The organism is Klebsiella sp. JN_Kp126 (assembly GCF_033843325.1).
Classification (GTDB): Bacteria; Pseudomonadota; Gammaproteobacteria; order Enterobacterales; family Enterobacteriaceae; genus Klebsiella; species Klebsiella michiganensis.
The window spans coordinates 216,065-223,187 of sequence record NZ_JAWXQV010000040.1; the positions used below are offsets into that span (position 1 = coordinate 216,065).

A 7,123-nucleotide genomic window follows, 5' to 3' on the forward strand; every position below is an offset into this window, starting at 1 on the left:
ACGATGAAAGCCCGATACAAAACCATTGTCGACAGCTACGCGCAGGCGATTCATCGCGGACAGCTGGCGGCCGGCACCCGCCTGCCGACGCATCGTACGCTTGCCGCCGCGGAGCGGATCTCGCTGGCCACGGCCACGCGCGTTTATCGTGAACTGGAGGCGATGGGGCTGGTCAGCGGCGAAACCGGGCGCGGCACCTTCGTGCGGGACATCACGCTCCCGCCGGGCCACGGCGTCGATCAGCAGGCGCTGGCGGGGGATGTTGTCGATCTCAACTTCAACTATCCTTCGCTGCCGGCGCAGGGGGATGCGCTGCGCGAGGCGCTCAGGCGACTGGCGATGGCGGGGGATATTGACGCTCATCTGCGCTACCAGCCTCATGCCGGGCGGCTCTCCGAGCGCGAAATTATCGCCCGCTATTTAACCGACAATCGTTTTGCGCCTGACGCGGAAAATGTTCTGATCGTCAACGGCGCCCAGCACGGGCTGGCGGTGACCGTGATGGGGCTCCTGCGCCCGGGCGATGTGGTGGCGGTGGATGCGCTAACCTACTCGGGCTTTAAAGCCCTGGCCGCGCTCTATCATCTGGAACTGGCGGCGATCCCCTGCCGCGCGGACGGGCCGGATCTGCAGGCGCTTCACGTGCTGTGCCAGCAGCGGCGCGTACGGGCGGTGTATACCATGCCGACGCTGCACAATCCGCTGGGCTGGGTGCTCAGCGCCCGCCAGCGGCAGGCGCTGGCGGATCTCGCGCGCCAGCACGACCTGCTGATTATTGAAGATGCCGCCTACGCCAGCCTGATTCGCCATCCGCCGCCGCCGGTGGCCAGCTATGCGCCGGAAAGCACGGTTTATATCACCGGTTTTTCGAAAAACGTCGCCACCGGACTGCGCGTGGGGACGGTTGTCTGCCCGTCCCGCTATCGGCCGGAGATTGAGCGCGCTATACGGGCCACCACGTGGAACACCCCTTCGCTGGTGAGTTCGCTGATCTGCGCCTGGATTGAAGACGGCACGGTGGCGCGTTTTGAAGCGCAGAAACGCCAGGATGCGCGACGGCGGCAGGGGGTTGCCCGCGAGGTTCTCGGCGCGCTTCCCTTCGTCAGCCATCCGGATTCGTATTTTGTCTGGCTGCCTCTGGGCGAGGAGAGTCGGGCCGATCGGCTGGCGAAAACGCTGATGGAGCGCCATATTTCCGTGTCGACCGCCGAGCCTTTTTGCGTTACAGCGAACGTTCCGCAGGCGATCCGCATCGCCCTCGGCTCTGTTCCCTTCGATAGCCTGCGCGCGGCGCTAGTCCAGGTTCGCGAAGCCGTGGAGTATGAGCAATATCGCTAGCGTTTCGGCGGCGAGCGATAGGGTGACTTATTAGTAACGTTTTATGGGGTAAATAGCGGGTTAATAGTCTTAAAATAAATGTTTGTTTTTTATTATTATGATTTATAGGGTTAATTTTAAATTTGATGACAATATAAAATTGTTACGGTAGTGTACAAAACACATCAAGTACGGTTGTGCTGTTGACGCTGAGCGAGCGCACGTCCTGAAGATACGACGTTGTTAATCATTTCAGGGGCGGAGCCGCGCCCTGTTCTGTACAGGATCCTTTTTCAATGCAGCAGCTCTACCTTTATATACTGATTGCCAGCCTGACCATTGCCAGCCCCGGGCCAGGAGTGCTTCTGACGCTGACCAACACCCTGAATTATAATCTGCGTAATGCAATGGCGGGGATTATCGGCGTGGCGGTGGGGATGGGCGTCATATCGATTATTGCTGCCAGCAGCGTTGGCGTGATGATTACCACCTCTCAGCTGACGCTGTTGATAGTCAAGGGGGTTGGGGCGGCCTATCTGATCTATCTGGGCGTAAAGCTCTTTCGCTCGGTGCCCCGCGCGCTGAATCAACCTCTCTCTTCTGCCGATTCAACGATGCCTTCCGCCAGCCAGCGGTTTCGTCAGGGAGTACTGGTGTCGTTGTTTAATCCCAAACCCATTGTGTTTTTTATGGCGCTGTTTCCCCAGTTTATTCATCCGCAGCAGCCCTTTATTCCGCAGTTCAGCGTGCTGTCGATAACCTTCTGTATTCTGGTAGTTGTCATTCATTCACTCTACGGCCTTTTCGCACACAGCGTAAAAATGAAAATGTCGTCCGGGAATGCCTTTGTTAAGCTGAATAAAACCGGTGGCATCGTGTTTGTGTGTTTTGCCGTCGGTCTTATTGTTTCCGCCGTTCATCCTTATTTGTCGTCATGACCGTGAGGGCGCGGGGCCCGGCGTTCAGCCCATCTGCGCCAGCTGGCCGCGCAGTACCTCCACGCCCTGTTCGATGGCGTCAGGGTGAATGGCGTGGAACCCCATCCGGAAGAAGTTAGCCGGCGGCGCGTCGCTGAGAAAATGCCGCGCGCCGGGCTCAATCAGCACCCCGGCGTGGGCGGCGCGCCAGGTCAGCTGCTGGGTGTTGATTTGCTCCGGCGTGGCCAGCCAGAACGCGTTGGCGTGTTCGCTGCCGGGGATGATGCGGCACTCCGGCAGATGCTGCTGTAGCGCGTTGTTGAGACGGTCCCAGCGCTGGGCAGAGTCGTAATGGTAGCGCCGCAGGTGGGTTTCATAGTGGCCCTGGGCGAGGAAATGGGCCATCTGATACTGAATATTGGTCGGCGGATGACGATACACCAGCCGCCGCAGCGCCCGGGCTTCGTCAATCAGATCCGGGTCAGCGACCATAAAGCCCAGCCGCAGGCCCGGCGATAGCGCTTTTGACAGGCTGCTCACGTAGATCACTCTTCCGCAGCGATCGCTGGCCTTCAGCGCCGGCAGCGGGTTGAGCATAAAGTTACTTTCAGAGTCGTAATCGTCCTCAATAATCACCGCATCATGGCGAGCGGCATGCTCCAGCAGCTGATCGCGCCGCGCTTTGCTCATCGCCACCCCGGTTGGCACCTGGTGTCCGGGAGTGACGTAGTAGTAATCGCAGGGGGCGTCGTTGAGGACGATCCCCTGTTCATCCACCGGATGCGGCACGATATCGGTATCGGCAAGCAGAAAGGTGTTAATAGCCTCGCGAAAGCAGGGATTCTCCACGCCAACGCGCGTGCTGGATGACATCAGCAGGCGCGTCAGCAGGTACAGCGCGTTTTGCGAACCGAGGGTAATCAGAATCTCGTCCGGCGAGGCGACAATGCCGCGTTTGGGCAGCACCCGGGTGCGGATCTGCTCAATCAGCATCGGCACGTCGCGATCGATGTGATCCACCACCCACTCCGGGTCGCGCACCCCGCCGTGCAGCCAGTTTGCCGCCGAGCGCCAGGTCGCCAGCGGGAACTGGCGGGTATCCGGCTGGCCGTAGATAAACGGATAGCGGTAGTTCATCCAGCCGGCCGGCTTCAGAATCGACTCCTGCTGGCTGGGGGTGATTTGCAGCCGCGTGCCCCAGCGTGGTGCAGAACCCTCGTCCTGCGGTGCAGCTTCCGGCGCCGAAGAGGGGCTGGCGTGCTGGTAATCCGGATGCAGGTAATAACCGCTGCGCGGGCGACTCACGAGGTATCCCTCGTTAACCAGCCCTTCAAAAACCAGCGCCGTGGTGTTGCGCGAGACCCGCAGCTGGCTGGCCAGCTGGCGGCAGGAGGGGAGCGGCGTGTCGGCGGAAAAAATGCCGCCCAGAATGGCGTTAATCAGCGTCTCGCGCACCTGCTCCTGCAAACCGCGGCGCGGGTCGAAATCAACGTGTAACAGGTGTCGGATCATGCCAGGCTCCTTACTCAAACGCTCAGTACAGACACTGGAGCAAATTCCATACCACCCTGAGAATGACTGACACATCCGCGCGGTGAATCTGGCTCTATCCGGAAATTTAAAACGCTCCCTACAGTAAAAACGTATTCATCAGTCGCGGACCGGAACTTCCGTCGGCACATATTTTGCAAAACCTTTTCATGTTCTGGAGTGAACACGTCTGGCGAATTAATTAGGGGTGAATTAATGAAAAAATCATTAGGTTCAATTTGTCTGGGCGCCATCATGGCGATGGCCTTTTCTTATCACGCAGCCGCCGCGGATCTTCCGGAAATAGAAAAATCCGGCACCCTGAAAGTCGCAACCGAAGATGATTACGCGCCTTTTAACTTTATGAATAACGGCCAGGCGGATGGCTTCAACAAAGATATGCTCGATGAATTACGCAAATACGCGAAATTCAACGTCGACCAGAGCATTTTGCCGTGGACCGGATTACTGGCGGCGGTTTCTACCGGGCAATACGATATGGCCTTAACCGGCGCGGTAATTACCGACGATCGTCTCAAGGTCTTTGATTTCACGCCGCCGTGGGCGTCAGCGCAGCACTATTTTGTCAAACGCGCGGGCGATAATTCATTGAACACCATTGCCGAACTGAGCGGGAAAAAGGTGGGCGTGCAGGCGGGCAGCGCGCTGCTGGCAAGGCTGCCGGAACTGAAAGCGATGCTGGAGAAAACCGGCGGTAAGCTGGGGCCGGTGGTGGAGTATCCCTCCTACCCGGAAGCTTACGCCGATCTTGCCAACAAACGCCTGGACTACGTGATTAACGTGGTTATCTCGGTCAACGACCTGGCGAAGGCCAAGCCGAAGGTGTTCGCCAAAGGTCTGGCGGTATCCGGCCCGGGCTATATGGCCTGGCCGATCCCGAAAAACTCGCCGCAGCTGCTGGCCTATATGACCAAGTTTATGAACCACATGAAGGAGACCGGCAAGCTCGCGGAACTCCAGAAAAAGTGGTTTGGCGAAACCTATGACGATCTTCCGAACGTGCCAATCACCAGCCCGGAACAGTTCCATAAATTGGCCGGTCTGTAATGCGTTCTGCGGCGGGTAACCGCCGCCCGTTGAGTGAAGGAGGGCTTCATGGATGCAATTTCCTGGCAGTTACTGATTGAAGGCGCATGGACGACCCTCTGGATTTCGGCCATCGCCATTGCCTTTGGGGTGGTGATTGGCCTGCTGATTGCGCTGGTGCGCATGCTGCGCATTCCGGTTATCGATCAGCTGCTGGTGGTCTATATCAGCCTCGCCCGCGCGACGCCGCTGGTCACGCTGGTGCTGTTCCTGTTTCTTTCTCTGCCGACCGTCGGGATTAACCTCGACAAAAACGTCGCAGCGATAGTGGCGCTGACGCTCAATACTTCGGCCTTTAACGCCGAAATCTGGCGCAACGCCTTTCGCACTTTTCCCCGCGAACAGCGGGAAGCGGCGGAGTCGGTCGGGATGCGCCGCTGGGCCTACTTCCGCTACATCATGCTGCCGCAGATGTGGATTGAAAGCCTGCCCGCGCTGGTTAACGAGATGTCGTTCCTGATTAAGGGCAGTCCGGCCATTGCGGTGATTGGCGTGGTGGATTTGACGCGCGTCACCAACCGGATTTCTTCGGTCACCTATGAACCGCTTTCGCCGATTCTGGCGGCGGGTCTGCTGTACGTGGTGATTATTGGCCTGCTGCTGAAACTGCAGGGAATGGCCGAGCGTAAAGCGAAGCGTCTGGCACGATAAATACGGGAGGTGCTATGAATCAGTGGGCCGTTATCTGGTCGGTGCGCGACAGCTTTATTGCCGGTTTACTCGCCACCCTTGAACTTTTTATTACCGCGGCAATTGCCGGATTAATTATCGGCGTTGTCCTGTGCTATTTAAGCGAATATCAAAAGAAAACCCTTAACCGGCTTATTATTGCCTTTGTCAGCTTAATGCGGGCGATTCCCTTTTTGATCCTCGCCTATTTGCTCTATTACGGGCTGCCGCAAGTGGGTATTAGTATGGAGCCCTGGACCGCCGGCTTAATTGCCTTAATTATCTACCACGGCGCCTATTTCTTTGAGATTTTGCGCAGCCAGCGGCGGGTATTTTCCGGTGGCTATATCGAGGCGGCGGTCGCGCAGGGGTTTTCGCGCTACAAAATATTCCGCCGCATTATTCTGCCCAATATTCTCTCTTCCGCGCTCCCGCTGATGGGGAACCAGCTGATTATCTGCCTGAAAGATACCGCTTTCCTCAGCATTATCACCGTCCAGGAGATAACCGCCGCGGCTAACAGCGTGCAGGCCACCTATTTTATCCCGTTTAACGCTTTTATCGTCGCGATTGGGCTCTACTGGGCGATCAGCATCCTGCTGGAGCTGCTGATTAAACGCCTGAGCGCCTGGGGAGTCAGAAGAGGAATGAGTCATGTCTGATACTACTGCTGTAAGCGTCAAAAACGTCTCTAAACAGTTTGATAACGTGGAAGTTCTGCGTGATATCAACCTGACGGTAGAAAAGGGGACCGTGGTGAGCATTCTCGGCTCGTCGGGGTCGGGTAAATCGACGCTGCTGCGCTGCATGAACTGGCTGGAACAGCCGGATCGCGGCGAGATCCGCATCAGCGGCCAGCGGCTGGGAATTGATGAGCATAATGGCCGCGCGATGTCCCATCGCCAGCTGTCGAAAATCCGCGAGCGGGTTGGCATGGTATTTCAGAGCTTTAACCTGTGGCCGCACCTGACGGTGCAGCAGAACGTCAGCGAAGCGCTGCTGCACGTGAAGGGGATGAAGCGTGATGAAGCGAAAGCTATCGCCATGCAGCAGCTGGAGAAAGTGGGGATGGCGCATAAAGCCGACGTTTACCCGATTACGCTCTCCGGCGGACAGAAGCAGCGGGTGGCGATTGCCCGTTCGCTGGCGATGTCGCCGGAGGTGATTCTGTTTGATGAGCCGACGTCGGCGCTGGACCCCGAGCTGGTCAACGAGGTGCTGGGTGTGATGAAGGCGCTGGCCGCCGAGGGCTACACGATGGTGGTGGTAACCCACGAGATGGACTTTGCGCGCCAGGTCTCGGATGAGGTGGTGTTTCTTGAGAAGGGGTTGTTGATTGAGAAAGCGCCGCCGGAGAAGTTTTTCACCAACCCGGATTCCGAGCGCGTCAGGCAGTTTTTGCAGAGCAGCCGGTAAGCATCAGCGGCCGTTCTCCCCGGTCGCGCTGCGCTTACCGGGGCTACGGATTTCCAGCCGTCAGCGGGGAGTAGCCCGGGTAAGGTGTTTACGCCGCGACCCGGGATTTCCGGGTCCGGTGCCTGAGGGAGGCAGATCGAGTAGCCCGGACAGGCGCTTATCGCGCC

7 protein-coding genes are annotated in these 7,123 nt (G+C 58.0%); 6 read left to right on the forward strand and 1 reads right to left on the reverse strand.

Features of this window, described 5'->3' with window-relative positions; translation table 11 throughout:
- Positions 1–3 precede the first annotated feature (3 nt).
- On the forward strand, positions 4–1,338 hold the full coding sequence (locus tag SIK97_RS02000; protein ID WP_032748610.1) for a PLP-dependent aminotransferase family protein: 1,335 nt from the start codon (positions 4–6) through the stop codon (positions 1,336–1,338).
- 275 nt (positions 1,339–1,613) lie between these two features.
- Entirely contained in the window at positions 1,614–2,255 is a 642-nt protein-coding gene (locus SIK97_RS02005; protein ID WP_057173644.1) for a LysE family translocator, read from the forward strand.
- A gap of 24 nt (positions 2,256–2,279) precedes the next feature.
- On the opposite strand, the gene SIK97_RS02010 is transcribed toward SIK97_RS02005, so the two are convergent.
- Entirely contained in the window at positions 2,280–3,746 is a 1,467-nt protein-coding gene (locus SIK97_RS02010; protein WP_014228326.1) for a PLP-dependent aminotransferase family protein, read from the reverse strand.
- Positions 3,747–3,980: 234 nt separating this feature from the next.
- Between SIK97_RS02010 and SIK97_RS02015 the strand changes: the two genes are divergently transcribed.
- Genes SIK97_RS02015 through SIK97_RS02030 form a run of 4 tightly spaced genes read left to right on the forward strand, consistent with a single transcriptional unit; the run spans position 3,981 to position 6,956 of the window.
- On the forward strand, positions 3,981–4,832 hold the full coding sequence (locus SIK97_RS02015) for a transporter substrate-binding domain-containing protein (RefSeq protein ID WP_004848610.1): 852 nt from the start codon (positions 3,981–3,983) through the stop codon (positions 4,830–4,832).
- Between the two features lie 48 nt (positions 4,833–4,880).
- Positions 4,881–5,522 carry an amino acid ABC transporter permease gene (locus SIK97_RS02020; RefSeq protein WP_004100025.1) on the forward strand — a complete coding sequence of 214 codons (642 nt, stop codon included), beginning with the start codon at positions 4,881–4,883 and terminating at the stop codon, positions 5,520–5,522.
- A gap of 14 nt (positions 5,523–5,536) precedes the next feature.
- The gene (locus SIK97_RS02025) at positions 5,537–6,202 is read left to right on the forward strand and encodes an amino acid ABC transporter permease (RefSeq protein WP_009653202.1); all 666 of its coding nucleotides are present in this window, start codon (positions 5,537–5,539) and stop codon (positions 6,200–6,202) included.
- Positions 6,195–6,956 (forward strand): amino acid ABC transporter ATP-binding protein, encoded by a 762-nt coding sequence (locus SIK97_RS02030; RefSeq protein ID WP_014228328.1) that lies wholly within the window; start codon positions 6,195–6,197, stop codon positions 6,954–6,956. Before SIK97_RS02025 ends, SIK97_RS02030 begins: the two co-directional genes overlap by 8 nt.
- Positions 6,957–7,123 lie beyond the last annotated feature (167 nt).